General features: G+C 60.9%; 20 protein-coding genes. 14 read left to right on the top strand and 6 right to left on the bottom strand.

Annotation, left to right across the window (positions count from 1 at the left end; all coding sequences use genetic code 11):
• Positions 1-51: 51 nt before the first annotated feature.
• Genes SM763_RS16645 through SM763_RS16655 form a run of 3 tightly spaced genes read left to right on the top strand, consistent with a single transcriptional unit; the run spans position 52 to position 4,200 of the window.
• Positions 52-708, top strand: coding sequence for an ABC transporter ATP-binding protein (locus SM763_RS16645; RefSeq protein WP_368999224.1), 657 nt, complete (start codon positions 52-54; stop codon positions 706-708).
• Positions 705-3,131, top strand: coding sequence for an FtsX-like permease family protein (locus tag SM763_RS16650; protein ID WP_368999225.1), 2,427 nt, complete (start codon positions 705-707; stop codon positions 3,129-3,131). Before SM763_RS16645 ends, SM763_RS16650 begins: the two co-directional genes overlap by 4 nt.
• The gene (locus SM763_RS16655) at positions 3,121-4,200 is read left to right on the top strand and encodes a lipocalin-like domain-containing protein (RefSeq protein ID WP_368999226.1); all 1,080 of its coding nucleotides are present in this window, start codon (positions 3,121-3,123) and stop codon (positions 4,198-4,200) included. Before SM763_RS16650 ends, SM763_RS16655 begins: the two co-directional genes overlap by 11 nt.
• A 71-nt stretch (positions 4,201-4,271) precedes the next feature.
• On the opposite strand, the gene SM763_RS16660 is transcribed toward SM763_RS16655, so the two are convergent.
• The 3 genes from SM763_RS16660 to SM763_RS16670 all read right to left on the bottom strand — a co-directional run bounded on the left by SM763_RS16660 (position 4,272) and on the right by SM763_RS16670 (position 8,781).
• Positions 4,272-4,703: a universal stress protein gene (locus SM763_RS16660; RefSeq protein WP_274829272.1), complete on the bottom strand. Its 432-nt coding sequence runs from the start codon at positions 4,701-4,703 to the stop codon at positions 4,272-4,274.
• Positions 4,700-7,687 carry a TRAP transporter permease gene (locus SM763_RS16665; protein ID WP_368999227.1) on the bottom strand — a complete coding sequence of 996 codons (2,988 nt, stop codon included), beginning with the start codon at positions 7,685-7,687 and terminating at the stop codon, positions 4,700-4,702. The genes SM763_RS16660 and SM763_RS16665 overlap by 4 nt, the downstream gene beginning before the upstream one ends.
• Positions 7,688-7,815: 128 nt before the next feature.
• On the bottom strand, positions 7,816-8,781 hold the full coding sequence (locus tag SM763_RS16670) for a TAXI family TRAP transporter solute-binding subunit (protein WP_065270355.1): 966 nt from the start codon (positions 8,779-8,781) through the stop codon (positions 7,816-7,818).
• Between the two features lie 451 nt (positions 8,782-9,232).
• On the opposite strand from SM763_RS16670, the gene mtnA reads away from it, so the two are divergent.
• The 10 genes from mtnA to SM763_RS16720 all read left to right on the top strand — a co-directional run bounded on the left by mtnA (position 9,233) and on the right by SM763_RS16720 (position 20,107).
• A complete protein-coding gene (gene mtnA, locus SM763_RS16675; protein WP_368999228.1) occupies positions 9,233-10,342 on the top strand; it encodes an S-methyl-5-thioribose-1-phosphate isomerase in 1,110 nt (369 codons plus the stop codon).
• Positions 10,339-11,004: a class II aldolase/adducin family protein gene (locus tag SM763_RS16680; RefSeq protein WP_368999229.1), complete on the top strand. Its 666-nt coding sequence runs from the start codon at positions 10,339-10,341 to the stop codon at positions 11,002-11,004. The genes mtnA and SM763_RS16680 overlap by 4 nt, the downstream gene beginning before the upstream one ends.
• A gap of 119 nt (positions 11,005-11,123) precedes the next feature.
• Positions 11,124-12,185, top strand: coding sequence for a dipeptidase (locus tag SM763_RS16685; protein WP_368999230.1), 1,062 nt, complete (start codon positions 11,124-11,126; stop codon positions 12,183-12,185).
• A gap of 53 nt (positions 12,186-12,238) precedes the next feature.
• Positions 12,239-13,834, top strand: a complete 1,596-nt coding sequence (locus SM763_RS16690; RefSeq protein ID WP_368946535.1) for an ABC transporter substrate-binding protein — start codon at positions 12,239-12,241, stop codon at positions 13,832-13,834.
• Positions 13,835-14,893 (top strand): ABC transporter permease, encoded by a 1,059-nt coding sequence (locus tag SM763_RS16695; protein ID WP_368999231.1) that lies wholly within the window; start codon positions 13,835-13,837, stop codon positions 14,891-14,893.
• A complete protein-coding gene (locus SM763_RS16700) occupies positions 14,890-15,807 on the top strand; it encodes an ABC transporter permease (protein WP_065270361.1) in 918 nt (305 codons plus the stop codon). The genes SM763_RS16695 and SM763_RS16700 overlap by 4 nt, the downstream gene beginning before the upstream one ends.
• On the top strand, positions 15,804-16,661 hold the full coding sequence (locus tag SM763_RS16705) for an ABC transporter ATP-binding protein (protein WP_368999232.1): 858 nt from the start codon (positions 15,804-15,806) through the stop codon (positions 16,659-16,661). Before SM763_RS16700 ends, SM763_RS16705 begins: the two co-directional genes overlap by 4 nt.
• A complete protein-coding gene (locus tag SM763_RS16710; protein WP_274829264.1) occupies positions 16,658-17,428 on the top strand; it encodes an ABC transporter ATP-binding protein in 771 nt (256 codons plus the stop codon). Before SM763_RS16705 ends, SM763_RS16710 begins: the two co-directional genes overlap by 4 nt.
• Positions 17,429-17,433: 5 nt before the next feature.
• Positions 17,434-18,219: an N-acyl homoserine lactonase family protein gene (locus SM763_RS16715; protein ID WP_368999233.1), complete on the top strand. Its 786-nt coding sequence runs from the start codon at positions 17,434-17,436 to the stop codon at positions 18,217-18,219.
• 139 nt (positions 18,220-18,358) lie between these two features.
• Complete coding sequence (locus tag SM763_RS16720; RefSeq protein ID WP_368999234.1) at positions 18,359-20,107, top strand: sugar phosphorylase; 1,749 nt, start codon at positions 18,359-18,361, stop codon at positions 20,105-20,107.
• A gap of 21 nt (positions 20,108-20,128) precedes the next feature.
• Here SM763_RS16720 and SM763_RS16725 read toward each other — a convergent pair whose 3' ends face one another.
• The 3 genes from SM763_RS16725 to SM763_RS16735 are packed head-to-tail and all read right to left on the bottom strand — an operon-like array spanning position 20,129 to position 23,127.
• A complete protein-coding gene (locus SM763_RS16725) occupies positions 20,129-21,349 on the bottom strand; it encodes a glycosyltransferase family protein (protein ID WP_065270366.1) in 1,221 nt (406 codons plus the stop codon).
• Positions 21,350-21,363: 14 nt separating this feature from the next.
• On the bottom strand, positions 21,364-22,137 hold the full coding sequence (locus SM763_RS16730) for an HAD-IIB family hydrolase (RefSeq protein WP_368999235.1): 774 nt from the start codon (positions 22,135-22,137) through the stop codon (positions 21,364-21,366).
• 15 nt (positions 22,138-22,152) lie between these two features.
• Complete coding sequence (locus SM763_RS16735) at positions 22,153-23,127, bottom strand: DUF808 domain-containing protein (RefSeq protein ID WP_368999236.1); 975 nt, start codon at positions 23,125-23,127, stop codon at positions 22,153-22,155.
• Between the two features lie 262 nt (positions 23,128-23,389).
• On the opposite strand from SM763_RS16735, the gene gap reads away from it, so the two are divergent.
• Positions 23,390-24,391, top strand: a complete 1,002-nt coding sequence (gene gap / locus SM763_RS16740; protein ID WP_274833704.1) for a type I glyceraldehyde-3-phosphate dehydrogenase — start codon at positions 23,390-23,392, stop codon at positions 24,389-24,391.
• Positions 24,392-24,439: the final 48 nt, after the last annotated feature.

Raw genomic sequence — 24,439 nt, forward strand, 5'->3', positions numbered from 1 at the left:
TGTTTCCCAGTCTCAACCAACGCCCCAGCGCCGACAGGATGACAAACCACTATGGTTCTCAAGATTACCGACGTGAGCAAGAGTTATACCTCAGGCCAAGCTGTGACGCCCGTATTGCAGGGGGTCTCGCTGACGCTTGAGGCCGGATCCAGCCTGGCCCTGACCGGGGACAGCGGATCAGGGAAAAGCACTCTGCTCCATCTGGCTGCGGCTCTGGACAGTTTTGACAGCGGAGAGATCACAATCGAGGGCACCCACCTGTCCGGGTTGAACGAGGCCGGGCGCGCCGCCCTACGCCAGCGGCAGGTCTCTATCGTGTTCCAGCAATTCAACCTGATCCCATCCCTCAGCGTTGGTAGCAACCTCAGCCTGCACGCACGGCTGGGCCGTCGCCGGGACCGCGCTTGGGAAGATCGCTTGATCGACCGGCTAGGCCTATCGAACTTACTGGACCGCTATCCTGACCAGCTATCCGGCGGACAACAGCAACGGGTCGCCATCGGCCGCACCATGGCCTTGCGCCCGGCGCTTCTGCTGGCCGATGAGCCGACCGGAAACCTTGATGAAACCGCCAGCGAGGCGGTGATGGGCCTGATGCTAGAGCTGCTGCGCGACAGCGGCGCGGCGCTGTTTCTCGTGACCCATTCGGACAGTATCGCCAACCAGCTGGACCGCCGACTGCACCTGAAACAGGGCCAGATCGCATGATCACTGCCGCCTTTCTGACGTTGCTGTCCCATTGGCGACGCCATCCCTTCCAATTGCTCGCCATCGTCGCCGGGCTGGCGCTCTCCACGGGGCTCTGGTCAGCGGTGCAAGCCATCAACGCCGAGGCCCGCGCCAGCTATGCCCGCGCCGCGAGCCAACTGGGACAAGCGCAGGCCGATCAGCTGGTGGCCGGTGATGGCGTAATCCCGCTTGATACCTATGTGGCCCTGCGCCGCGCCGGTTGGCGGCTGGCTCCGGTTCTGGAGGGGCGCATCAAGCTGGGCACGCAATCCATTGATCTTATGGGGATTGATCTACTGAACCCGCCGCCGGTCGCACTGTTGTCCGAAGAAACAGGCGAAGAGGATGAGGCATCCGATATCTCACTGTCGCTGCTGCCCCCCGGCCAGTTGTTCCTGCACCCGGATACCGCCGCGTCTTTTCCACCGGTCGAGCGTACGCCGCGCATTGTGGTTTCACCGAATGTTCCCCGCGGCACTGCCATTGCCGATATCAGCTTGGCGAGCCGACTTCTCCAGCGCCCGGATACCCTAGATCGGCTGGTGATCCTTCCAGAACAATCCAGTGACCTGCCGCCGCTAGAACAGCTAGCGTCGGCGCTCACCCGGATCAGCGCACAGACGGCAGGTTCAGCTACGGCCCGGCTCACAGACAGTTTTCACCTCAACCTCACTGCCTTTGGCCTGTTGTCCTTCGCCGTCGGGCTGTTCATCGTGCAGGGCAGCATTGGGCTGGGGCTGAAGCATCGCCGCGGCCTGTTCCGCACCCTGCGCAGCCTCGGGGTGCCGCTGCGCACCCTTGCTGGTCTACTGGTGGCAGAGCTGGCGCTCATTGCACTGGGCGCTGGTGGCCTTGGCCTACTCATTGGTTATGGGGTTGCGGCAGCGCTGCTGCCAGATGTCAGCGCGACGCTGTCCGGACTATACGGTGCCTCGGTCGAAGGCAGCCTGACCCTGCGCCCGGTATGGGTTCTGTCCGGCCTTGGCATGGCCCTCGCGGGGACCGCACTGGCAGGCGCGCGGGCGCTGTTCAGCCTCTGGACCATGCCGGTTCTGGCGGCCCCGGCGACCTCCGCCCGGGGACAGCAGACCGCCCGGTCCTTCCGGCTGACCGCTCTTGCTGGCTTCCTAATGATGTCCGCTGGCTGCGCGACGCTGTGGATGTTTGACGGGCTGGTGGCGGGCTTTGCCTTTCTGGGCGGGCTGATGCTGGGCGCGGCGCTGCTGCTGCCACAAGCGCTGTCGATGCTGCTGCGCCTTGGTGCCCGCAGCGCACGGGGTCCGCTCGCCGAATGGGTCTGGGCCGACAGCCGCGCGCAATTGCCCGGCCTGTCGCTGGCGCTCATGGCCCTGCTGCTGGCGCTAGCAACGAATATTGGCGTTGGAACAATGACTTCCAGCTTTCGGCTCACCTTTACAGGCTGGCTGGATCAGCGGCTTGCGGCAGAGTTCTACATCACGCTGAACAGCGACCAGCAGGGCACTGATTTTGCGGCATGGGCTGAAACACAGCCCGATGTCCGCCCGCTGCCGATCCGCTGGCACGAGATCCGGCACCGAGAGGCACCGCTGCGGATCTATGGCGTTGTCGACGATCCGACTTACCGGGACAACTGGCCGATCCTGCGGGCGCTGCCCGGCGTCTGGGATCAGGTGGCCGCGGGTCAGGGCATTCTGATCAACGAACAGCTGGCCCGGCGCCACGAGTATGCGCCCGGCGACACGCTTACCCTTGCGCCGGACTGGAGCGCGCCAATCGCCGGGATCTATTCCGATTACGGCAATCCAAACGGCCAGGCCATCGTCGCACTGCCTGATTTGCTGCACCGCGCGCCCGATATCCCGAACCGGCAATTTGGCGTCCGCATCCCCCCGGAACGCAGCGCGGATTTTATCAGCTCTGTCCGGCAGAGGTTTGATATCAAAACGGAAAGCATAAGAGACCAAGCCACGATCAAGGCGCGATCATTGGCGATCTTTGACCGGACTTTCGTCGTCACAGAGGCGCTCAACCTGCTGACGCTGGGGGTCGCCAGCTTTGCCATGCTGACCAGCCTTCTAACCCTCTGGGGGCAGCGGCTACCGCAACTGGCACCGGTCTGGGCCATGGGGGTGACGCGCGCACGGCTGGCCCGGATCGACATCCTGCGTAGCCTGCTGCTGGCGGGCCTCACTGCCTGTCTGGCGCTACCCCTGGGGCTGGCGCTGGCCTGGGCGCTGCTGGATGTGATCAATGTCGCGGCCTTTGGCTGGCAATTGCCGATGTATCTGTTCCCACTCGACTGGCTGCGCCTGTTCCTGCTGGCGTTGCTGGCCGCCGCCCTGGCTGCCCTGATCCCCGCCCGCAAGCTGAGCCGCCTGTCACCATCCCACCTGCTGAAGGTCTTTGCCAATGAACGATAAGCCGCTGCCGATCCTTGCTGCCGTTCTCCTGACGCTCGGCCTGACCCTTGCGCCCATGTTGCTGCGGGCGCAGGGTTTCGCGGGCCTGGGCACCAAGGCTGAAGGATTTGCCATCCCCGAACCGGGCACCGTGCTCAGCTTTCCGCGCGACCATGGCCCACACCCAGATTTTCGTATTGAATGGTGGTACTTGACCGCCAACCTTCAAGACGCGGACGGACAAGACTATGGTATTCAGTGGACCCTATTCCGCTCTGCGCTGGCCCCCGGAGAGCGATCGGGCTGGGACAGCCCGCAGATCTGGATGGGGCATGCTGGCCTCACCACCGAACGGCAGCATCACTTTGCCGAACGTCTGGCGCGCGGCGGTATCGGACAGGCCGGGATCACCGCAGATCCATTCAGCGCCTGGATCGACGATTGGCATATGCGGGGGACCGGCGTCGGCATCGACCAGTTGAGCCTCCGCGCCAGCGGAATGGAGTTTTCGTACAATCTGCAGCTCTCGGCAGACACGCCGCTGGTCCTGCATGGCGCGGATGGATATTCGGTCAAATCCGCCAGCGGACAGGCGAGCTATTACTACTCGCAGCCCGGCTACCGGATCGAGGGGCAGTTGATGCTGCCCTCGGGCCCTGTTGCCGTCACCGGCCACGGTTGGCTTGACCGGGAATGGTCCAGTCAGCCACTCGATGAGGATCAGACCGGCTGGGATTGGTTCTCCCTAACCTTTGACAGCGGTGAAAAACTGATGGGGTTCGTTCTGCGCGGCGCGGGCGGCGATTTCACATCCGGCACATGGATTACTGCCGATGGCAGCCCCCGCGCCCTGCCAGATGGCGCCTTCTCGGCGCAGCCGCTGGACTATAGCAGCGTCGCGGGCCGCTCGGTTCCTACACGCTGGCAGATCTCGCTGCCTGAACAGGAGCTGTCAGCAACCGTGGAGGCGCTGAACCCGCAAAGCTGGATGGGCACCGCCTTTCCCTATTGGGAGGGGCCTGTGCGGGTCAGCGGCAGCCACAACGGTCGCGGGTATCTGGAGATGACCGGTTATGAACCTGACGAGTAGCTGTCAGACATGAAAAGAGGCGCCACAAGTGGGCGCCTCTGATCTTTCGTACTCAGCTTTAAACCGCGGATCTACCGAACCACGTAGACCGAACAGTCGCTGTGCCGGATCACACGCGCGGCGTTGGGGCCAAGCAGGTAATCCTTGAGGTCGGGCTTATGCGCGCCGATCACGATCAGATCGGTTCCCGCCTTGGCCGCAACTTGCAGGATTTCCTGATAGGCGGTGCCGGTGGCCACCACATGGCGCACCTTGGCGTTCCGCTCCGCGCCCAGCACTTCCTCGCAAAGGTCCCGCAGATGCGCAGTAGTGTCCTTGACCGCCTTATCGTGGTGATGCTCTTCGAAAAAGCCGGAGACCCAGCTTTCGCCGAAATCCGGCAGGACATTCACCACATCCAGCTGGGCATCATCCAGCGCAGCGAGCCGCGCCGCCTGTTCCAGCACCTTGCGGTCCAGCGCCGCATCGCTCAGTTCAAGCGCACATAGAACGGATTTGCTCATCCCGGTACTCCTTCCTTGCTGGCGCGACCGCGCTGCATCATGGCCACCAAGGCCAGCAACAGCAATGCGGGGATAAAGATCAGCTCCTTGGGCAGTTGATCCTGCGGCGCCTTGATCTCAGTGACCTGAACCGGTTCGTCGCCATAGAAATCAAAGCTGCCAAGGACCTCTTCTGCCGGGGTGCCGAAACCAGGCGCGTCCAGTTTCATCAGCCCGTCTTCAGGCAGCAGCACCAGACCGATTGCCTCGGCCATGGCCAGACCATCGCCGGAACCATCCGAGGGGATGACCAGAGTCGTTGAGGCCGCGCCGCCAGTGTCAAAATCGGGACCTTCGATGCGCAGGCGCAACTCCTGCCCTGCTTCAGAAGCCGAGAGCACCTCAACCAGTTCGCTCGGGGCCGCCTTGGCAAAGGGCGGCATGATCCGGTTCATGAAGAAATCCGGACGGAACAGGGCAAAGGCCACAAGAACCAGAAGCACGCTTTCGTAGATGCGGCTGCGGGTCAGGAAATACCCCATCGTCCCGGCGGTAAAGACCAGGATCGCAATGGTCGCCGATATGGCCACCAATATGCCCTGAGCCCATGTCACATCGATCAACAGCAGATCGGTATTGAAGATGAACACAAAGGGCAGCGCCACGGTGCGCAGGGAGTAGAAGAAGGCAACGAAGCCAGTGCGGATCGCATCGCCGCCGGAAACAGCCGCCGCAGCAAAGCTTGCAAGCCCCACCGGTGGTGTCACATCGGCCATGATCCCAAAGTAGAAGACGAAGAGATGCACGGCGATCAGCGGCACGATCAGCCCAGATTGCGCACCGAGTTCGACCACGACCCCGGCCATCAGCGAGCTCACGACGATATAGTTCGCCGTGGTCGGCAGCCCCATGCCGAGGACCAACGACAGAAGGCCAACCATCACAAGCATCAGGATCAGGTTGCCGCCCGATAGGAACTCCACCAGTTCGGACATCACCTGCCCCACGCCCGTCAGCGTCACGGTGCCCACGATCACACCCGCCGTGGCGGTTGCCAGGGCGATGCCGATCATATTGCGGGCACCGTCGATCATGCCGTGCCACAGGTCGCTCACCCCATCCATGAAGTTGAAGGCAAGGTTGGACTGTCCCCGGAACAGGGCCTTGAGCGGTTTCTGCGTCAGCAGGATCACAAACAGCAGTGCCGTCGCCCAGAAGGCCGACAGGCCGGGCGATTTCTGTTCGATCATCAGGAAATAGACCAGCACGATGATCGGCAGCAGATAATGCAGCCCCGCCTTATAGATCTTGCCCACATCCGGCAGCTCCACATCCTCGGCATTGGGACCGTCCGGCACCAGATCCTCGACCCCGGCCGCGAGCTTCAGCAACGCCACATAGGCCGCAACCACCAGCAGCGACAAGACTGTGCCAGAGGCTTCGGGCATCAGCGAAATCACCCAACCGACGGGATATTGCACGCCGTAACACAGCGCCGCGAAGCCCGCGAAAAACGCCGCCATACCTCCGATTGTGCGGCCCATGGAGACCACCCGGTTGCCCAGCGTCGGCATGTTCCGCTTCACCGCCTCCAGATGCACGATATAGACCAGCGCGACATAGGAAATTGCAGCCGGCAGGAAGGCATGGGTGATGACCTCGACGTAGGAAATCCCCACGTATTCAACCATCAGGAAGGCCGCAGCCCCCATCACCGGCGGCATGATCTGACCGTTGACCGAAGAGGCGACCTCGACCGAGCCGGCCTGTTCATTGGTAAAGCCCACCCTTTTCATCAAGGGGATGGTGAAGGTGCCCGTGGTCACAACGTTGGCGATGGAAGAGCCTGAGATCAGGCCTGTCGCTGCCGAGCCGACAACAGCCGCCTTAGCCGGGCCACCGCGCAGGTGGCCAAGGGCGCCAAAGGCCATTTTGATAAAGTAATTCCCGGCGCCCGCCTTATCCAGCAGCGCCCCGAACAGTACGAAGAGAAAGACGAATTTGGTGGAAACGCCAAGTGCGATGCCAAAGACACCTTCGGAGGTGATCCACATATGGCTCATCGCCTTTTTCAGGCTGGCGCCTTTCCAGCGGATCACTTCGGGCACCACGTCAGAGGAGCCAAAGAACACATAGGCGAGGAAGATCGTGGCGATGATCGCCATCGCGGGCCCCAGGGCGCGACGCGCGGCTTCGAACAGGATGATCAACCCAGCCAGCGCAAAGAATTTGTCGACATCATCGGCCAGACCGCCGCTGTCGACGATCTTCTGGTAGTTGAGGAAGCCATAGACCGCCACATAAACGCCCGCAGCGGCAAGAACCCAGTCCTGCACCGGCACGAAACCTGGCTCGGGATTGGCCCATTCCCGCAGGTAGGCCAGAACCATCACGGCCGCTACAATCAGCGCGACCACGATGGAAAAGAGCGCCAGAGAACCGCTCCAACCGTCAACAAGATACTGCCCAAGGATCGCCACCGCGCAATAGGTCAGTAGTGCCACCGCCGCGAAAATGCCAAGCGCGCTGGCCATGCTCTCCAGCCGCGTCGCCATGCCCGATCCGTTCAGATAGGTCGGCAGCACCAGCACCAGCGCCACCAGCGCCGAAACGAGAACCGCCGCCGACACCGAAAGCCCCGGCGCGATGGCAAGCAGCACCGCCACGCCAAAGGCGCCGATACCCAATAGCGTTCCGATATGCCCCAGCCAGAAGCCGACCAAATTGCGGCTTTCCCGGCTCATGGCAGGATAAGCCATGAACCCCAGCATCAGGGCGAAGGCCAGGTGGATCAGCCGTGAATTGTTATTGACGGCGCCCGGAAGCAGATAGTTCGAAAGCGGTGAGGCCAGAATGACCTGAAACAGCGACCAGCTTACGGCGACAAGTGCAAGAGACAGGCCCACAGCCCCAATGGGGTTGCGCGCACCGGCGTCCGAGGACGCGACCAGTTCCTGCAGTTCTTCCTCGCTAAGCGGTCGATTTCCTTGAGCATCGGATGTCATGGATAATCTCCCCTGCGGACGCCCTGATATGGGATCCGGCTATTGTGATTGGCGCCATCACCGATGAGAGGCCCGGCAGGCGCAAAGCGGGGCGCCAATGCGCCCCGCCTGTTGGTTATTGGCCGATCTTACTCGATCCAGCCCATTTCCTTGTAGTATTTGGCAGCGCCATCATGCAGCGGCGCCGACAGGCCGTCCTTGATCATCTCTTCCGGCTTCAGGTTGGCAAAAGCAGGGTGCAGTTTCTTGAAGGCGTCGAAGTTTTCAAAGACCGATTTCACAACCGCATAGACCGCGTCTTCGGACACGTCGGTCGAGGTCACGAAGGTCGCGCCCACACCGAATGTCTTGGTGTCTTCGTCAGACCCACGGTACATGCCGCCCGGGATCGTCGCAGTACGATAGAAGGAGTTGTCGGCAACCAGTTTGTCGACGGCTTCACCGTCCACGGTGACCAGAACCGAGTCACAAGCGGTGGTGGCTTCCTGGATCGAGCCAGAGGGGTGACCCACGGTGTAAACCATCGCGTCGATCTGGTTGTCGCACAGGGCAGCGGATTGCTCGGCCGCCTTCAATTCGGTCGCCAGAGCAAAATCCTCCATGCCCCAACCCTTGGCTTCCATCAGAACTTCCATGGTGCCGCGCTGACCGGAACCCGGGTTGCCGATGTTGACCCGCTTGCCTTTCAGATCGTCAAAGTTGGTGATGCCTGCATCGGCACGCGCCACAACGGTAAAAGGCTCCGGGTGGACCGAGAATACCGCGCGCAGACCTTCAAAGGCGCCCTGCTCTTCGAATTTGGAGGTACCGTTATAGGCATGGTACTGCCAGTCGGACTGGGCAACGCCGAACTGAAGTTCACCTTCGCGGATGGTGTTGATGTTGTAGACCGAACCGCCGGTGGATTCGACGGCGCATTTGAAGCCGTGTTCCTTGCGGTTCTTGTTGACCAGACGGCAGATCGCGCCGCCCGTCGGGTAATAAACGCCGGTCACACCGCCGGTGCCGATGGTGATGAATTCCTGCGCCTGAGCAGCCGGAGCCATGAAGGCCGCGGTCACAAGCGCACCGATGGACAGTTTTGCGTGTTTCATCGTTTCTATACTCCCTTTTTCATTCTTGGTGACACTCTGCACCTCTGTGCGACTGTCAGCTCTCAATCAAAATCCGGAGACTGAACAGTCTGGCTCAGCAGGCAGGAACGCCCAACTCTTTTGCTAAAGTCTGCATATGCAATAGATAAAGCTCAGCTTCCGGCGCGCATCGGCGCCTGTCAACTCTGCCGTTTGGCGAAAGGGTTGAAAAACCGATCTTCCAGCATATGTGACGCCCTGCGTTGGATTTTCCCCGCTCTCAGCCAGACCCACCCGGATTCGCATAACTGTGGCAGAATGCCGCACCGAAATGCAAGACCTCTTCCTGCGTCAGGTTTCCGCTTCCGGCACAGTTGAGCGGCTCCATAGGCGCGCTCTTGCACGGGTCAGAAATTTCCGCGAAAAAAGTTCCAACACACCAATTCAGCCGTCCTGGCAGAAAGAGGCTCTCGTGAAGGTCAACGGAACCCCGTACCGGTCCCTGTGGTGGGAAGAGAATGCGCAGGCTTTGCAGATCATCGACCAGCGCTGGCTGCCCTATGATTTCCGGATCGAGCAGCTTGAGACTCTGGCAGAGTACTGCGAGGCGATCACCGGCATGCATGTGCGTGGCGCGCCGCTGATCGGCGCCACCGCAGCCTACGGCATGGCGCTGGCTGCGCGTCTGGACCCTTCGGATGGCAATCTGGACGCCGCATGGGCGGCGCTGAACGCAACCCGCCCGACGGCGATCAACCTGCGCTGGGCGCTGGACCGCTGCCGCAAAGCCCTGCGTCCGCTGGCAGAGCCAGACCGCGCCACAGCAGCCCTGCAACTGGCCCATGACATTGCGGATGAGGATGTTGAGATCAACTGCAGGATCGGCCAGCACGGCCTTGAAATCATTAAAGAGATTGCCGCGAAGAAACCGGCGGGCGAGCCTGTCCGTCTGCTGACCCATTGCAATGCCGGGTGGATCGCAACCGTGGATTGGGGAACCGCCACCAGCCCGATGTATCAGGCCCATGATGCCGGTCTGGATATCCATGTCTGGGTCGATGAAACCCGGCCCCGAAATCAAGGTGCGCTCACAGCTTGGGAACTCGGCAGCCACGGTATCTCCCACAGCTATATCACCGACAATGCCGGCGGCCATCTGATGCAGCATGGGCAGGTCGACATGGTCATCACCGGCACTGACCGAACCACCCGCAACGGCGATGTCTGCAACAAGATCGGCACCTATCTGAAGGCGCTGGCGGCACGGGACAACAACGTGCCCTTTTACGTCGCGCTGCCCTCGCCGACCATCGACTGGACGGTTTCCGATGGCGTGCGCGAGATCCCGATCGAGGAACGCGCGGGCCGCGAAGTCAGCCATGTTCAGGGCGCCCTGCCGGATGGCATGATCGGTACGGTTGAGGTCACGCCGAAAGGCAGCGGCGTCGGCAACCCCGCCTTTGACGTGACCCCCAGCCGTCTGGTCACCGGGCTGATCACCGAACGCGGTGTCTGCGATGCCAGCGCCGAGGGGTTGGCCGGGCTATTCCCGGAGTTTGCAACCTCTGGCGATCCGGCATGAGCGCGGCACCCTACGCCGACACGCCCGAGCTGCGGCAGGCCATCATCGACGCCTGCCTGTCGATGGAGCGCCAGCAGATCAATCAGGGCACTTCGGGCAATATCTCGGTGCGGGTTGGGGACCAGATGCTGATCACCCCTTCGGGCGTGGATTACGCCCGAATGACGCCGGAGATGATCGTTGCCATGCCGCTGGACGACGGCGCCCCGGCGCCCGGCCAGATGAAGCCCTCTTCTGAATGGCGGTTCCACCGGGATATCCTGCGCGACAAGCCTGCCGTTCACGCGGTGGTCCACGCGCATCCCGTCAATTGCACCGCGCTGGCGATGAACCGGACCGAGATCCCAGCCTGCCATTACATGATCGGCGCCTTTGGTGGCGATACGGTTCCAGTGGCAGATTACGCCCTGTTCGGCACTGCAGACCTGTCAGACAATGTTCTGAAATCGCTAAAAAATCGGGCAGCCTGCCTAATGGCCAATCATGGTGCGGTTGTCATCGCGGACACGTTAAACCGGGCGCTGTGGCGCATGGTGGAGCTGGAAACACTGGCCAAAGGCTACGTCACCAGCCTGACCATCGGACAGCCCCATATTTTGAACGGCGATGAAATGGCCAAGGTCATGGAGGCCTTTGCTGATTATGGCCTCAAAGATATCTGAGAGTTGATTGCACAGTCGTCGCGGTCGGCTTTTCCTCTGGACATTTGCGACGTGTGACGGAAGGCTGCCGGTTATTGAATCCAATATTCACCGATATTCTCTGAGCCGAAGGACCCTTCATGACTGCCCCCCTCATCTTTGACGGCCACAACGATCTTCTGCTGCGCATTCATAGCGGCGCAGTCTCCGCCGGTCCCGATGGATTTCTGGGCAACGGCGGAAACCAGATTGATATGGAAAAGGCACGCGCGGGCGGGTTTGGCGGCGGTTTCTTTGCCATTTATGTTCCAAACGAGGACTCCGCGCTTGATGATACGGAGATGAACAAGCCCGCCTATGACCTGCCCCTCCCGGATATGGTCGATTGGCCCACGGCCAGCCGGGTTGCCTTGTCGCAAGCCTCAATCCTGATCAAGCTTGAACGTGCTGGCGCACTGGCCATCTGCCGCAGCACCGATGAGATCCGCGCTGCCATGGCAGAAGGCAAGCTGGCCGCCGTGATGCATATGGAAGGCGCCGAGGCGATTGATCCCGATTTCCACATGCTGGACGTTCTTTATGCCGCTGGTCTGCGCTCGCTTGGGCCGGTGTGGAGCCGGGAGACCATCTTTGGCCACGGCGTGCCGTTCCGATACCCGTCAACGGGTGAGACCGGGCCGGGGCTAACGGCGGATGGCATCCGTTTGGTCAAAAAGTGCAATGACTTGCGCGTTCTTATTGATCTTTCCCACCTGAACGAGGCTGGGTTCTGGGACGTCGCGAAACACAGCGACGCTCCGCTGGTCGCCACCCATTCCAATGCCCATGCCATCAGCCCGCACAGCCGCAACCTGACCGACCGGCAGCTGCACGCGATCCGCGACAGCGATGGTATCGTGGGGCTCAATTTCGCCGTCGCCTTCCTGCGTGAAGACGGGCGGATGGATGGAAACACACCTATTGACCAGATGGTCAAACAACTTGACTATCTGATGGAGCAGCTGGGCGAAGATCGGGTCGGACTTGGGTCTGATTTTGACGGCGCCACTGTTCCGGACAAGATCAGCACGATCGCCGGTCTGCCGCATCTGCGTAGCGCCATGCAGGCGCGGGGCTATGATGCGGAGCTGATAACGAAACTCTGTCACGGCAACTGGATGCGGGTCCTCGACAAGACCTGGGGCCACACCAGCGCCGCCTGACTGGGCCGCCGCAAGGCAAAACAAAAAACCTAATAAAAACAGGGAGTTTACAAATGACAATTATGACACGTCTGATGGGCACGGCCGCGCTTGGCCTGGCTTTGGGTCTGACCACCCTGCCCGCCATGGCAGCTACACCGGACAATATGCTGGTGATCGCCAACCGGATCGACGACATCACCACGCTGGATCCGGCGCAAAGCTTTGAATTCGCGGGCTCCGATGTGCTGCGCAATGTCTATGGCAAGCTGGTGAACTTCGACCCCGAAAACCTGGATGCAGGCTATCAGCCCGACCTGGCCGAAAGCTGGACCGTTTCCGAGGATGGTCGCACCATCACCTTCACCATGCGCGAAGGTGTGAAATTTCAGTCTGGCAACCCGGTCCGCGCCGAAGATGTTGCCTTTTCGCTGAAGCGCGTCGTCCTCTTGGACAAGACCCCGTCCTTCATCATTACCCAGTTCGGTTTTACCCCGGAGAATATCGACGAAACGATCAAGGTGGACGGCAACACCGTCTCCATCACCACTGACAAGCGCTACGCGACCTCCTTTGTGCTGAACTGTCTGACCGCAACCATCGGCGCCATCGTTGACGAGAAAACCGTCATGGCCAACGAGGTCGACGGCGATATGGGCAACACCTGGCTGGCGACCAACTCTGCCGGTTCCGGCCCCTACACCCTGACCAGCTGGAAACCGAAGGAAAGCGTCACCCTGACCGCGAACCCCGATTTTTACGGCGGCGAACCGGCCATGAAGCGGGTGATCGTCCGCCACGTGCAGGAAAGCGCCACCCAGCGCCTCATGCTGGAACGCGGTGACATCGACGTGGCCCGCAACCTGAACCCCTCGGATGTCGAAGGCGTACGCGCCGCGGATGGTGTTGAAATCCTCGAAGAGATGCGCGGTCGTCTGATGTATATCTCGATGAACCAGAAGCATCCGGAGCTGTCCAAACCCGAAGTCCGTCAGGCGCTGAAATACCTGATCGACTATAAAGGCATGGAAAGCAGCTTCCTGAAGGGCGCCTATGTGGTGCATCAGAACTTCCTACCGAAAACCTATCTTGGTTCGGTCAACGAAAACCCCTTCTCACTGGATCTCGACAAGGCCAAAGCCCTGCTGGCCGAGGCAGGCGTTGATGGCATGGAGCTGACCGTGGGCGTGCGCGAAGCGCAGGAACGTCTGGAAATCGGCCAATCGCTGCAGAACACCTTTGCTCAGGCCGGGATCACGCTGAACCTCGAAGTCGGCACCGGCAAGCAGGTGCTGGGCAAGTACCGTGCGCGCGAGCTGGACATCTACCTGGGCGCATGGGGCCCGGACTATCCCGACCCCCATACCAATGCAGGCACCTTTGCCTACAATCCGGACAATTCGGATGAGGCAAACGCCACCGGTCTTCTGGCCTGGCGTAACGCCTGGGATACCGCTGGTCTAACCGAGAAAACGGCTGCCGCCGTGGTCGAAGGCGATACCGAGAAACGCGCCGAGATGTATCACGAGATCCAGGCCGAGTTCCGCGACAAGTCGCCCTTTGCGGTGATGTTCCAGAAGGTGGAGCAAGCCGGTGTGGCCGAGAACGTCGAAGGTCTCAGCCTTGGCGGCGCCATCACCGCGGTGTCCTACTGGTCCGTGACCAAGTAAATGACCACGTCGAACACCTATGTGAAGAGGCAGCCTCGGCTGCCTCTTCCGGCATGGCTGCGGGGCGTGCTGGTCACCCTTCTGTCCATTTCCATCACCATGCTCGGGCTGTTGTTCGTGACCTTTGTTATTGGTCGCGTGATGCCCATCGATCCGGTTCTTGCGGTGGTCGGCGAACGCGCCACCGAGGCGCAATACGATGCCGTCTTTATTGAACTTGGGCTGGATAAGCCCCTGATCGTACAGTTTTTCTACTATGTCTCCGATGTACTGCGCGGCGATTTCGGTACCTCGCTGCTGACCGCACGGCCCGTTGCCGATGATATCGTCCGCGTCTTTCCGGCGACCTTTGAACTCGCCACCATCGGCATTCTCTTCGGCTGCCTTCTGGGCGTGCCGCTGGGCGTCGTAGCCGCGGTAAAACGCGGCAGCTGGATCGACCAGATCGCCCGCGTCGTGGCGCTGGTGGGCTATTCGATGCCGATCTTCTGGCTGGGCCTGATGGGCCTGTTGCTGTTCTACGGCATTCTGGGCTGGGTCGGCGGCCCCGGGCGTCAGGGCATCTTCTACGAGGACATGATCCCCGTCGTCACTGGCATGATCCTCTTGGATTCTGTTCTTGCCGGGGACTGGGGCGCCTTCTGGGATGCCTTTTCCCATATCGTGCTGCCTGGCTCGATCCTGGGTTACTACAGCCTTGCCTATATCAGCCGCATGACGCGCTCCTTCATGCTGGAGCAGCTATCGGCCGAATATGTCACCACCGCCCGCGTCAAAGGCATGAGCGAATGGGCCGTGGTCTGGCACCACGCCTTCCGCAACATCCGGGTGCAGTTGATCACGGTGATCGCGCTGAGCTATGCCAACCTTCTTGAAGGGTCGGTGCTGACCGAGATCATCTTCTCTTGGCCGGGCATTGGCAGCTATATCACCACCGCGCTGCTGTCTGCGGATATGAACGCCGTTCTGGGCGGAACCGTCGTGGTGGGCCTCGTGTTCATCTGCCTGAACGTGTTTTCCGACCTTCTCTACAAAGTCTTTGATCCGAGGTCCAAATGAGCAGTCAAACCGGAACGCTGCGCGACTGGCTTCTGTCAGATACGCCAACCTCGCGTCGGCAGGCCCGCTGGGCCGCCGTATACAAAGGCTGGCTGACGCTGAAATCCAACCATATGGCCATGGCGGGCCTTGCCATTATCGTAGCCCTGATCGCGCTGGCGATCTTTGCGCCGCTCATCGCCCCGCATGATCCTTTCGTTCAGGATCTTGGCAACCGCCTGCAACCGCTGGGCAGCGAGGGGCACCTTCTGGGGACGGATTCCCTTGGCCGCGATATCCTCAGCCGGTTGATCTGGGGCGCCCGGATCACCCTTTATATCGTTGCGCTGGTGGCGCTGATCGCGCCCATCGCCGGGCTTCTGGTGGGCACCGTGTCGGGCTATGCCGGGGGCTGGGTCGATGTGATCCTAATGCGGATCACCGATATCTTCCTCGCCTTTCCCCGTCTGGTTCTGGCGCTGGCCTTTGTCGCCGCGCTGGGTGCGGGCATCGAAAACGCCGTGCTCGCCATCAGCCTCACGGCCTGGCCGCCCTATGCACGCATGGCGCGCGCCGAGACGCTGACGATCCGCTCCTCGGATTATATCAGCGCCATTCGTCTGCAAGGCGCAGGCCCCTTGCGGATCATTATCAAACACATCTGGCCACTGTGTATTTCTTCGCTGATCGTGCGGGTGACACTGGATATGGCCGGGATCATCCTGGCCGCTGCCGGCCTTGGCTTTCTGGGCCTTGGCGCACAGCCGCCCAGCCCGGAATGGGGCGCGATGATCTCCGAAGGGCGCCGGTTCATTCTGGATCACTGGTGGGTTGCCACCATGCCAGGCCTTGCCATTTTCACCGTCTCGCTTGCCTTCAACCTTCTGGGTGATGGCCTGCGCGATGTACTCGACCCAAAGGACAGCGCCTCATGAGCACGCTTCTGGACGTAAAGAACCTCTGGGTGAAATTCCCCACCCGCAACGGCGTGGTCGAAGCTGTGCGCGGCATCTCCTTCTCGCTGGGCAAGGAACGGCTTGGCATCGTCGGCGAAAGTGGCTCGGGAAAATCCATGACAGGCCGCGCCATCCTGCGCCTGATCCGTCCGCCAGGCATCATTGAGGCTGATCATATTTCCCTTCATGGTCAGAACCTTATGGATCTGAGCGAAAGCAAGATGCGCGCCGTGCGTGGTCAGAGAATCTCGATGGTGATGCAGGACCCCAAGTTCTCGCTGAACCCGGTGATGACGATCGGCGATCAGATCATCGAGGCCCACCGTCTGCACGCGAAATCCTCGCGCAGCGAGGCGCGCAAGAAGGCCATCGAGATGCTGGAGGCGGTGTCGATCCGCGATCCCGAACGGGTGATGAAAGCCTACCCGCACGAGATGTCTGGCGGCATGGGGCAGCGCATCATGATCGCCATGATGCTGATCCCGAACCCAGAAATCCTGATCGCGGATGAGCCGACCTCCGCGCTCGACGTATCGGTTCAGGGGCAGGTCCTGTCAATCATGGACAAGCTGGTGAAGGACCGCGGCATGGGGCTGATCTTCATCAGCCACGATCTGAACCTTGTGTCGCAATTCTGCGACCGGGTGCTTATCATGTATGCCGGGCGCATTGTCGAGGTCTGCGAAGCTGACAAGCTGCACGAGGCGCAACACCCCTATACCCGGGGTCTGCTCGGCTCCCTGCCCCGGTTCGATGCACCGCGCGCGCGGCTGGATGTGCTGCAACGGGATCCCGCCTGGCGCGATGCCCCCAGCGTGGAGGCCCGCACATGAGCGTCGCATCCAAAGACACTGCGCTGAAAGTTGAGGACCTGAGCGTCTATTTCGGCGATCACCACGACCTGTTTCAGGCGGTCAAATCCGCCAGTTTCACCGTTGAAAAGGGTGCCAGTTTCGGTCTTGTCGGCGAAAGCGGGTCGGGCAAATCGACCATCCTGAAGGCGCTGACCGGTCTTGCTCCACAGTGGGAAGGACATATGCATGTCGCCGGGCAGGACCTGGGACGTAAACGCGACCGGACCTTCTATCGGACCGTGCAGATGGTGTTTCAGGACCCCTATGCCTCTTTGCATCCGCGCCAGTCGGTGGATCAGGTTCTGTCAGAAACGCTCCACCTGCACGGGTTCACGGATATCGACGACCGGGTGGATCAATTGCTGCGGGATGTGGGTCTTGGCCCGGCCTTCCGCTTTCGCTATCCGCACCAGTTGTCCGGTGGTCAGCGCCAGCGTGTGGCCATTGCCCGCGCCTTGGCGCCAGAGCCGCAGATCCTGCTTCTGGACGAGCCGACCTCGGCGCTGGATGTGTCGGTTCAGGCCGAAATCCTGAACCTTCTGAGTGACTTGCGCAAGGAACATCACCTAACCTACATTATGGTTTCTCATGATCTGGCGGTGGTGGCTCATATGTGTGACAGGGCAGCGGTGATGCAAAACGGCGAGATCGTCGAGATCCTCAGCATCGACGACATGCGCAACGACCGCTCCAGTCACGACTATACGCGCCACTTGCTGGCGGCCTCAGCCAATCGGGTGGCCTGACGACCATGGCGGAAGTCGGAACTGTCGAACCCATCGCACAGGGCGGCCTGCTGAAAGGCCGCCCTGTGCGGCTGTATGTGCTCGATTTCGGGCTGTTCCGGGTCCATTCAAACGGGCGCAAGATCGGCATCTGTGGCTATCTGATCCAGACAGATGCGGGCGAAAACGTGCTGATCGATTCTGGCTTTCCCGCCAAATACGCCACGGAGCCTGCGCAGGCGAGCGAGGAGGATCGGCTTTATGAGTTCGGCGAGGTGCTTGATTGCCAGCCGCACCACCTGCCCGCCGCGCAGCTGGCCCTCGTCGAGGTGCAGCCCAAGGACATTGACCTCTTCGTGCTGACCCACACTCATATCGACCATATCGGCGGCATCGCTGATTTCCCGCAGGCGCCGATGGTGATTTCGAAACGGGAACGGGATCTGCCGCAACCGCTTTACTGGGGAAACCAACGCCCGCTGGACTGGCCGGACCGCCGCTACCTTACGCTGACCAAGGATACCGAGATCGGACCGGGCTTTGAGCTGCTGATGGCGCCCGGCCACGCACCGGGACAAATCGCGGCGCTGCTGTCCCTGCCGGAGAGCGGCGATGTACTCTTGACCTCGGATGCGATTTCCCGCCCGGCCGAGGTTGATGAAGGCTTTGATACCGCACCTGATCCGCAGCTGGCCACGCAAAGCGCCCGTCGCCTGCTGGACCTTGCCACAGCGCGCGATGCGATGGTGATTTATGGGCATTGCCCGACCCAATGGCCCGGCCTGAAAAAGGCGCCGGATTACTTTGCCTGACGGCAATTTTCACGCACGCAAAACATCGCACACGGGCTGCTGAAAAATTGGACACCCCGCGCAGAGCGCGCCTGTTTTCCGGGCCTGCCAATCTGGATAGGCTTGGCCTTGCAGGCTGCAACATGTTTGACTGCCTGTCATGACAGAACCCACCCGATCCCTTCACCGCGCGATCAGCAGCCGCATCGCGCGGATCTATCCCGGTCTCAACGCGGATAATCTTGCCACGCAGATCAACCAGGCCTTCTGGCCGGATCCGTTCAAACGCCGCAAACGCGCCCGCACCCCGGGCAACCGGATGTGGAGCGAAGCGGACGCGCTGGTCATCACCTATGGCAATTCCATCGTGGACGGGCAGCACAAGCCGCTGGATCTGCTGAATGATTTCCTGCGCCGCTACTGTGATGGCTGGCTCAACAGCGTGCATATCCTGCCGTTCTTTCCCTATACCTCAGACGACGGATTTGCGGTGTCGGATTTCTGCAGCGTCAATCCGCAGCTAGGCGATTGGAGCGATATCAACCGGATCGCAGATGAGTTCACTCTGATGTCGGATCTGGTGCTCAACCATGTCTCCAGCCAGGGCGCGTGGTTCAACGCCTACAGGCAAGGACAGGCGCCCTATGACAAGTTCTTTTTCGAGGCCAGCCCAGAGGATGATCTGAGCGCCGTAGTCCGCCCACGCACCACGCCGCTGCTGCAGGAGGTCGAGACAAGCAACGGGACGCGTCACGTCTGGTGCACCTTCTCACACGACCAGATCGATCTGGATTTCCGTAACCCGGAGGTTCTGCTGGAATTCCTGCGTATCATTCGCCTGCATCTGGACAATGGCGTGCGGATGATCCGGCTCGACGCAGTGGCCTTCCTGTGGAAGGAGGTCGGCACCCCCTCGATCCACCTGCCCCAGACCCATGAGATCATCAAACTGATCCGGCTTTTGTGCCACAACACCGCGGAAAAAGTGGTTCTGATCACCGAAACCAACGTGCCCAAGGCAGAGAACCTCAGCTATTTCGGCGCCCGTGATGAGGCGCATATGATCTACAACTTTCCGCTACCGCCGCTGATCCTGCATGCGATGATGGCCGGGGATGCCACCCATCTGGTGCAGTGGCAAAAGGCGATGCCACCAGCGCCGCTGGGCTGTGCCTATTTCAACTTTACCGCCAGCCACGATGGCATCGGCATGCGCCCCGCCGAAGGATTGCTGAGCCACGAGGAACAGGAGCGGATGATCGAAACGGTCCGCCATGCGGGGGGCCTTGTGTCGATGCGGGCGCTGCCTTGCGGCGGTGAGTCCCCTTATGAGCTGAACACCACATTCTACGAGGCGCTCACAGAAACCTTTGACGGGCCGGATGCCTTTCATTTTGAACGGTTTATCTGCTCTCAGACCATCGTGATGTCGCTGGAGGGTATTCCCGCCTTCTATATTCACTCCCTGCTGGCGACGCCAAACGATCACGAGGCGGTGGAGAAACGGGGCATGAACCGGGCGATCAATCGGCACCGCTGGGATTACACCGAGCTGCGCGGCCTTCTGGACGATGAAACCAGCCTGCAGGCCCGCGTGATGCGGGAATTGCGCGCGCGGCTGGAACTGCGCAAGATGCAGTCCGCCTTTCATCCCAATGCCACGCAATTCACGCTCAATTCCGGGGATGACCGGGTCTTTACCCTGTGGCGGCAGAGCCTGGATCGCGGGCAGTCCATGTTTGCCTTGCACAACGTTAGCAAGGATGAAATCGCACTGCCATCCCACCATCTGAACCTGATCGAGGATGACACCTGGGTCGACATTCTGACAGGCGAGCATCTGGCAATGATGGATGGTACCATCACCCTTGCGCCCTATCAGTGCCGCTGGATTACAAACGTCAACTAACGCCCTGCAACGACGGCATTATCACTGAAATTCCGCCGTGTCTTGCGCCGCTGCGGCATGCATGTCCCGCAGGAAGGCCGGGTCTGCGGCATGCACGCGGCTCCATGTCGGGATGAAGGGCGTCTCATGCGGGTTATCGAGAAAGAACTGCCCGGCCCGCATGATGTTCTCGGCAAAGAGCTCGATCGAGCGTTCCTCGCTGTGGCGGTCGATGCTGAGACCATTCATCTTGGCATCGGCGTAATAGGCCTCCAGCAGGTCCAGCGCGCTGCGGTAATAGGTGGCTTTCAGGGTCCTAAAGACATTGGTGGTAAAGACCGTGCCATCCGCCGCCAGTTTGCGGAAGATCGATTTGCAGATATCCACCGACATCCGGTTCAGCCCTGCCTCAGCGTCTTCCGGGCTCAGCTCCTGATGTTTGTGATCATAGGAATCGGCGATTTCCACCTGACAGACGGCCTTGGGCGCCAGGTTGCGCCAGGCCTCGGAGAGCACTCCAATCTCCAGCCCCCAGTCCGAAGGGATCCGCAGATCCGGCAGAATGCTGGTGCGCATCGCGAATTCACCGGACAAGGGATAGCGGAAGCTGCGCAGGTAATCGATGTAGTCGCGGTCCCCGATCACCCGTTTAAGCGCGATCAGCAGCGGGCTGACCAGAAGGCGTGTCACCCGCCCGTTCAGCCGGTCCTGCCCGACGCGGGCATAAAACCCTTTGGCCACCTGATAGGGAAAGTTGGGGTTCGCCACCGGGTAAACCAGCCGCGCCAAAAGCTCGTTCGTGTAGGTCAGGATATCGCAGTCGTGAATTGCCATGACCGAGCTGTCTTCGCAGCTCATCAGATAGCCAAGCGAAGACCAGACGTTCTTGCCCTTACCCTGCTCGGTCGGGGCTAGGCCCATTGCCTCCAGCCGCGCGCCAAGCGCCTTCATCCGGGGGCTGTCGTTCCAGATCACCACGTGGTTCTGGTTCAGATCCTTGAAGAACTTCTGGGCATGGCGGAACTGCGCCTCATCGGCCCGGTCCAGCCCCACCACGATGCGGTGCAGGTAACGGACCTTGGACAGCTCTGCCACGATATTGGGCATCGCCTCAGTTTCCAGCTCGGAATAGAGACAGGGCAGGATTAGGGAAATTTTGCGTGATTGGGCAAAGGTTTCCAACTCATAGTTCATTTCCTCCAGCGATCGGGTCCGCAGATTGTGCAGCGTCGTGATATTCCCGTTCTGATGAAAATCTACCATGCGGATGTCCGTTCCTATGCCTTGGTTTCGAGCCGGTCCAACAGGTCCATCATGGCCCTGTTCCAGCCCGAAGGCCCAGCCTCTTTTGTACGAATTATGCGGCCTGTGCGCTCTGCGGCCAAGGGCGGCAATGCCGCACGATGCGGATTGGCGATGATGATGCCAAATTCTGCGGCTTCCAGCATCTCGACGTCGTTTGGCGCATCCCCCAACGCCACCGTGTGCCGGGCAGGATAGCGTGACAGGACCTCGGCCATCTGGTCCGCCTTGGTGCCGCCAAAGGACAGGGTCAGGAACCGCCCGCCGTATCGCGCCGAAACACCGAGATCCGCCAGCGCCGTTTCAAACTCTGCCCGCTCCGTTTCGGTGCCACTCCAGATCCCCGGTTCGGAAAACATCCGCTCGGATGCGCGGGCGGCATCTGCCTGCGGCAGGCCGGTGATCTCTGCGATCTCCGCCACGGGCATATCGCCAAAACCCCGGAACATCTGGCGCAGACCCGACGGAACCCGCTCCAGCGCAGCGCGCAGATCCGCATAAGTTGGCGCAACGCTTTGCCCCAGCAACCCGGCACCGTTTTCAACGATTGCGGGCCAGTTCGAAAGACCCATTTCCCGTTGCAAAACAGTTATTTCCGATGCGGTCTTACTGCTGGCCAGAACCACGCCTGCGCCTATATCTGCCAGCCGATCAAGCACAGGCACAGCGGCCTGCCAGGAATAGCTGTCATGATCCAGCAGGGTTCCATCCAGATCGGAAAATACAACCAGAGGAAGCGGTTCTTGCATCGGCTCCACTATATCCTAGTGTCCGGCAGGCGATTTGCCGGTCACCGCCGCCAACAACGGCGCAATCACCTTGGTCGCCAGAGGGATCAGCACCATGCCCAGAGCCACGCCAAAGACCCCATCCATCGCGGCCTTTGCCGACCATTCCACTGCCCCGGTCCAGCCTGCAGGCACCGCGTGACCAATGGCATAGGCCCAGTCGTGGATCAGATGCCCCAACCCGCCAAAGCCAAGCTCCTCCAGCCCGTGAATAACGATGGAGCCGCCCACCCAGAGCATTGCAGCGGTCCCCACTATGGTCAGCAGCTTCATGAAGCCGGGCATAGCGTGGACCAGACCGCGCCCCAGCGCCTGCGTCAGGCCCAGACGCCCATTCTGCGCCATGAAAAGCCCCACATCGTCGGCCTTCACGATCAGCGCGACCGAGCCATAGACGGCCACGGTAATACCAAGACCCACCAGCGCCAGCGTCGCCGCCTCCATCCAGATCGTTCCCTCCGGAATGGCCGAAAGGGCGATGGTCATGATCTCAGCCGAGAGGATAAAATCGGTCTTGATTGCACCAGCGGCCTTTTCTTCTTCGAGATGTGCCGGATCCCCCGGCTTATCCTCGGGGAAGACATGGGTTTCGTCATGGGGCACAAGGGCATGATAGATCTTCTCGGCGCCTTCAAAACAAAGATAGGCACCGCCCAGCATCAACAGTGGCGAAATCAACCAGGGCGCCAGATTGGCCAGCAGCAGGCCGATGGGCAACAGGATCACCAGCTTGTTCTTGACCGAGCCCTTGGCGATCCTCCAGATGATCGGCAATTCGCGTTCGGCGGCAAAGCCATGCACGTATTTCGGAGTCACCGCAGCATCGTCAATGACCGCACCGGCGGCCTTGGCGCCCGCCTTGGCTGCCTGCGCCGCAACATCATCGACCGAGGCAGCCGCCACCTTGGCAATGCCTGCCACATCATCCAGCAGCGCCAGCAAACCGCTCATCGAACATCCCCTCGTAAACCTGCCTTTATTTGCACCCTATCCGATCCACCAGCACAGGCAAGCCGAAGCCCGGGCACGACAGCCCGGGGATTCCCGGCGCATGGCGGACTGCCCAAATCGTTATCGCCACCGGTCGAAAACCGTTAACGCCACCGGTCTAGTTTTGCGCTAACATGCTGTCATTTCGGCCTTTTTGCCTCTTTAGGGATTTACATAACGGGTCTATATCCGGCGCAAGTTTTGCTCGCCAGGAGACACAGGAATGACCATCAAAGTCGGGATCAACGGTTTTGGCCGCATCGGCCGCTGCACCCTGTCACACATCGCAGCCTCGGGCCGTGACGACATCGAAGTGATCAAGGTCAACGCGACCGGTCCACTGGAAACCGCAGCGCATCTGATCAAATACGACTCCGTGCATGGTCGTTTCCCCGGCGAGGTCAGCATCGGCGACGGCACCATGAACCTTGGCCGCGGCGACATGCAAATGTTCTCGACCTACGACATGAATGAACTGGACTGGGACGGCTGCGATGTCGTTCTGGAATGCACCGGTAAATTCAACGACGGTGAAAAAGCCAAGGCGCACCTGGAGCGCGGCGCAGGTAAGGTGCTGCTCTCCGCCCCCGGCAAAAACGTTGACAAGACCATTGTCTATGGCGTCAACAGCGACCAGCTGACCGCCGAGGACCGCATGGTGTCGAACGGTTCCTGCACCACCAACTGCCTGGCTCCGATCGCCAAGGTCCTGGACGAAGGTGTCGGCATCGAAAGCGGCATCATGACCACGATCCACGCCTATACAGGCGACCAGCCGACGCTGGACCGCCGCCACAAGGATCTGTACCGCGCCCGCGCGGCAGCCATGTCGATGATCCCTACCTCCACCGGCGCAGCAAAGGCTCTGGGTGAGGTTCTTCCCAACCTCAAAGGCCGCCTGGACGGTTCAGCCATCCGCGTGCCCACGCCGAATGTCTCTGCCGTGGACCTGACCTTCCGCGCTGCCAAGGAAGTGACCGCCGAGGAAATCAACGCGCTGGTCGCCGAAGCCTCCAAGGGTGCGATGGCCGGTGTTCTGGGCTATGAGCCCGCGCCACTGGTCTCCACCGACTTCAACCACTCCAGCGAAAGCTCAATCTTCGCACCGGATCAGACCCGCGTGGTCGAAGGCCGCATGGTGCGCGTCCTGTGCTGGTACGACAACGAATGGGGCTTCTCGGTACGTATGGCTGACGTGGCAACCGCGATGGGCCGCCTTAGCTAAGCCCCGTCACGGACTTGAGATTTAGCGCCCGGTCAGGCATATCTGACC

The organism is Pseudophaeobacter sp. C1-32P7 (genome assembly GCF_041008775.1).
In the GTDB taxonomy this organism is placed as follows: domain Bacteria; phylum Pseudomonadota; class Alphaproteobacteria; order Rhodobacterales; family Rhodobacteraceae; genus Phycobacter; species Phycobacter gallaeciensis_A.

Bases quoted from the DNA above. Each gene is read 5' to 3' on its own strand.
- SM763_RS16645 (WP_368999224.1), top strand. From the start codon at position 52: ATGGTTCTCAAGATTACCGACGTGAGCAAGAGTTATACCTCAGGCCAA.
- SM763_RS16650 (WP_368999225.1), top strand. From the start codon at position 705: ATGATCACTGCCGCCTTTCTGACGTTGCTGTCCCATTGGCGACGCCAT.
- SM763_RS16655 (WP_368999226.1), top strand. From the start codon at position 3,121: ATGAACGATAAGCCGCTGCCGATCCTTGCTGCCGTTCTCCTGACGCTC.
- SM763_RS16660 (WP_274829272.1), bottom strand. From the start codon at position 4,703: ATGAGCAAATCCGTTCTATGTGCGCTTGAACTGAGCGATGCGGCGCTG.
- SM763_RS16665 (WP_368999227.1), bottom strand. From the start codon at position 7,687: ATGACATCCGATGCTCAAGGAAATCGACCGCTTAGCGAGGAAGAACTG.
- SM763_RS16670 (WP_065270355.1), bottom strand. From the start codon at position 8,781: ATGAAACACGCAAAACTGTCCATCGGTGCGCTTGTGACCGCGGCCTTC.
- SM763_RS16680 (WP_368999229.1), top strand. From the start codon at position 10,339: ATGAGCGCGGCACCCTACGCCGACACGCCCGAGCTGCGGCAGGCCATC.
- SM763_RS16685 (WP_368999230.1), top strand. From the start codon at position 11,124: ATGACTGCCCCCCTCATCTTTGACGGCCACAACGATCTTCTGCTGCGC.
- SM763_RS16690 (WP_368946535.1), top strand. From the start codon at position 12,239: ATGACAATTATGACACGTCTGATGGGCACGGCCGCGCTTGGCCTGGCT.
- SM763_RS16695 (WP_368999231.1), top strand. From the start codon at position 13,835: ATGACCACGTCGAACACCTATGTGAAGAGGCAGCCTCGGCTGCCTCTT.
- SM763_RS16700 (WP_065270361.1), top strand. From the start codon at position 14,890: ATGAGCAGTCAAACCGGAACGCTGCGCGACTGGCTTCTGTCAGATACG.
- SM763_RS16705 (WP_368999232.1), top strand. From the start codon at position 15,804: ATGAGCACGCTTCTGGACGTAAAGAACCTCTGGGTGAAATTCCCCACC.
- SM763_RS16710 (WP_274829264.1), top strand. From the start codon at position 16,658: ATGAGCGTCGCATCCAAAGACACTGCGCTGAAAGTTGAGGACCTGAGC.
- SM763_RS16715 (WP_368999233.1), top strand. From the start codon at position 17,434: ATGGCGGAAGTCGGAACTGTCGAACCCATCGCACAGGGCGGCCTGCTG.
- SM763_RS16720 (WP_368999234.1), top strand. From the start codon at position 18,359: ATGACAGAACCCACCCGATCCCTTCACCGCGCGATCAGCAGCCGCATC.
- SM763_RS16725 (WP_065270366.1), bottom strand. From the start codon at position 21,349: ATGGTAGATTTTCATCAGAACGGGAATATCACGACGCTGCACAATCTG.
- SM763_RS16730 (WP_368999235.1), bottom strand. From the start codon at position 22,137: ATGCAAGAACCGCTTCCTCTGGTTGTATTTTCCGATCTGGATGGAACC.
- SM763_RS16735 (WP_368999236.1), bottom strand. From the start codon at position 23,127: ATGAGCGGTTTGCTGGCGCTGCTGGATGATGTGGCAGGCATTGCCAAG.
- gap (WP_274833704.1), top strand. From the start codon at position 23,390: ATGACCATCAAAGTCGGGATCAACGGTTTTGGCCGCATCGGCCGCTGC.